Source organism: Glutamicibacter sp. AGC84 (assembly GCF_053543575.1).
Genome location: NZ_JBLVOC010000019.1, coordinates 8785 through 10810 on the forward strand (window position 1 = coordinate 8785; position 2026 = coordinate 10810).

1 protein-coding gene is annotated in these 2026 nt (G+C 64.1%); it reads right to left on the reverse strand.

Going from position 1 to position 2026, the window contains the following annotated elements; genetic code table 11:
* Nucleotides 1-37 precede the first annotated feature (37 nt).
* Complete coding sequence (locus tag ACNPN0_RS12320) at nt 38-1519, reverse strand: amino acid permease (RefSeq protein ID WP_105662734.1); 1482 nt, start codon at nt 1517-1519, stop codon at nt 38-40.
* Between the last annotated feature and the right edge of the window lie 507 nt (nt 1520-2026).

A 2026-nucleotide genomic window follows, 5' to 3' on the forward strand; every position in this document is an offset into this window, starting at 1 on the left:
TGCCGGGTCCCGCCCGCTTGCTGCGTGCTGCGCGCAGCTACTTTTCGTTTCCGTGGCTGGCCGCGTAGTCCTGCGCGCTCATCTGGCCCAGGCGCGAACGGCGCCGGCCGTAGCCAAGGTAGAGCGCTGCGCCGACGATCATCCAGATGATGAACACCAGCCAGGTATGCCAACCGAGCTGGCTCATCAGGAACAGGCAAGCGAAGATGCCCAGGATCGGGGTGAGCGGGTACAGCGGCACGCGGAAGGTGCGCTCGGCCTTGGGCTGGGTTCTGCGCAGGTAGATCACCGAGGCGCCCACCAGCGCGAAGGCGAACAGCGTGCCGATGCTGGTGGCGTCGGCCAGTGCGCCCAGCGGGATGAACCCGGCCGTGACCGCCACCAGGATGCCGGTGATCCAGGTGCCGGCGACCGGGGTGCCGGTGCGGGCCGAGACCTTGCCGAACACCGCGGGCACCAGCCCGTCGCGCGACATGGCCAGCAGGATGCGGGTCTGGCCGTAGAGCACGGTGAGCACTACCGAGGCGATGGCCAGCACGGCGGCGACCGCGAAGACCAGCACGAAGATCGGCTGCCCGGTCAGTTCGCCGATGATCTGCACCAGCGGCGCCTGTGCGCCTTCGAACCAGTTCCATTCGCGCGCGCCGATCGCCGAAACGGCCACCAGCACGTAGCTGATGGTCACGATCAGCATGGAGAGCATGATCGCCCGGGGCAGGTCGCGCTTCGGGTTCTTGGCTTCCTCGCCGGCCGTCGAGGCGGCGTCGAAGCCGATATAGGAGAAGAACACGCTCGATGCCGCCGCGGTCACGCCGGCGGCGCCCATTGGCAGCAGCGGCTCGAAGTTGCCCGCATTGAAGGCGCTGAAGGCGACGGCCGAGAAGAAGAGCAGGATGCCGGCCTTGATGGCCACGACGATCGAGTTCACGATGGCCGACTCGCGCGCCCCGCGCACCAGCAGCAAGGTGGCCAGTGCGACGACGATCAGCGCCGGCAGGTTCACCACTCCGCCGTCGGCCGGGCCGCCAGCCAGCAGCTCGGGCAGCTCCATGCCGAAGGTGCGCAACGTTTCGTTCACGTACTGGCCCGAACCCACGGCCACCGCAGCCACCGACACCGCGTATTCGAGCACCAGGCACCAGCCGCAGATCCAGGCGATGCCTTCGCCCATGGTTGCATAGGAATAGGAATAGCTGGAGCCGGAAACCGGAACCATGCCGGCCATTTCGGCATAGGACACCGCCGAAAGCAGCGCGGTAATGCCCGCGATCACGAACGAGATCCAGATGGCCGGACCGGCGATCGGCACGGTATCGCCGAGGATCACCAGGATGCCGGTGCCCATGGTGGCGCCGACGCTGATCATGGTCAGCTGCCACATGCCCAAGGTGCGGCGCAGCTGGCCTGCCCCTGCATTGGTTTCCGCTTCGGCGATCATATTCGTGATCGACTTGCGGCGGCGCAGCTGCGCGCCCAGCAGGGTGGCCGGACTGGAGCTCACGGACGGTTTGCGGTTCATCGCGGATCCTCAAGGGAAATGGTGGTGCTGCCTCGCCCCTGCCTAGGATGCGGCCGGGCGCTGCGCGTGGAAGTTCTGAACTGGAATATCATGTCATAATCCAGCTGGTCCCGACTTTTCAGGAATCCGGCGGGTTCGCACTAATTCCCGCTTCTTCTTGGGCATTAGCCGTATTTGCGCATCGCTCGGCAGTCAGCTTTTGAGATGGATTTCATGATCAGGAATGCATATTTATGCATTTTATTCCGCTTCGCGCACTCTCGCCTATCGAAAACCCCTGAAGTTTTCCACACTATTAGAAGACATGTTCGAACAAGCGAAGTATAATTAGAACATGTCCGAAGCAAAGGCGCACGGAAACAGCCTCACCCCACCAGCACCCCCCGAGGAATTCGACCTCCACGTCCAAACCGTGCAAAACGACCTCTCCGCCCTCGAAGAACACGGCAGCAAAGCCGACTGCGCCCACGGCATCGAACTGCTGGAAGCCCTCATCTCCGCAGCACG

What these genes read in the sequence shown, in the direction of transcription:
- ACNPN0_RS12320 (WP_105662734.1), bottom strand. Translation starts at nt 1,519, where the DNA reads ATGAACCGCAAACCGTCCGTGAGCTCCAGTCCGGCCACCCTGCTGGGC.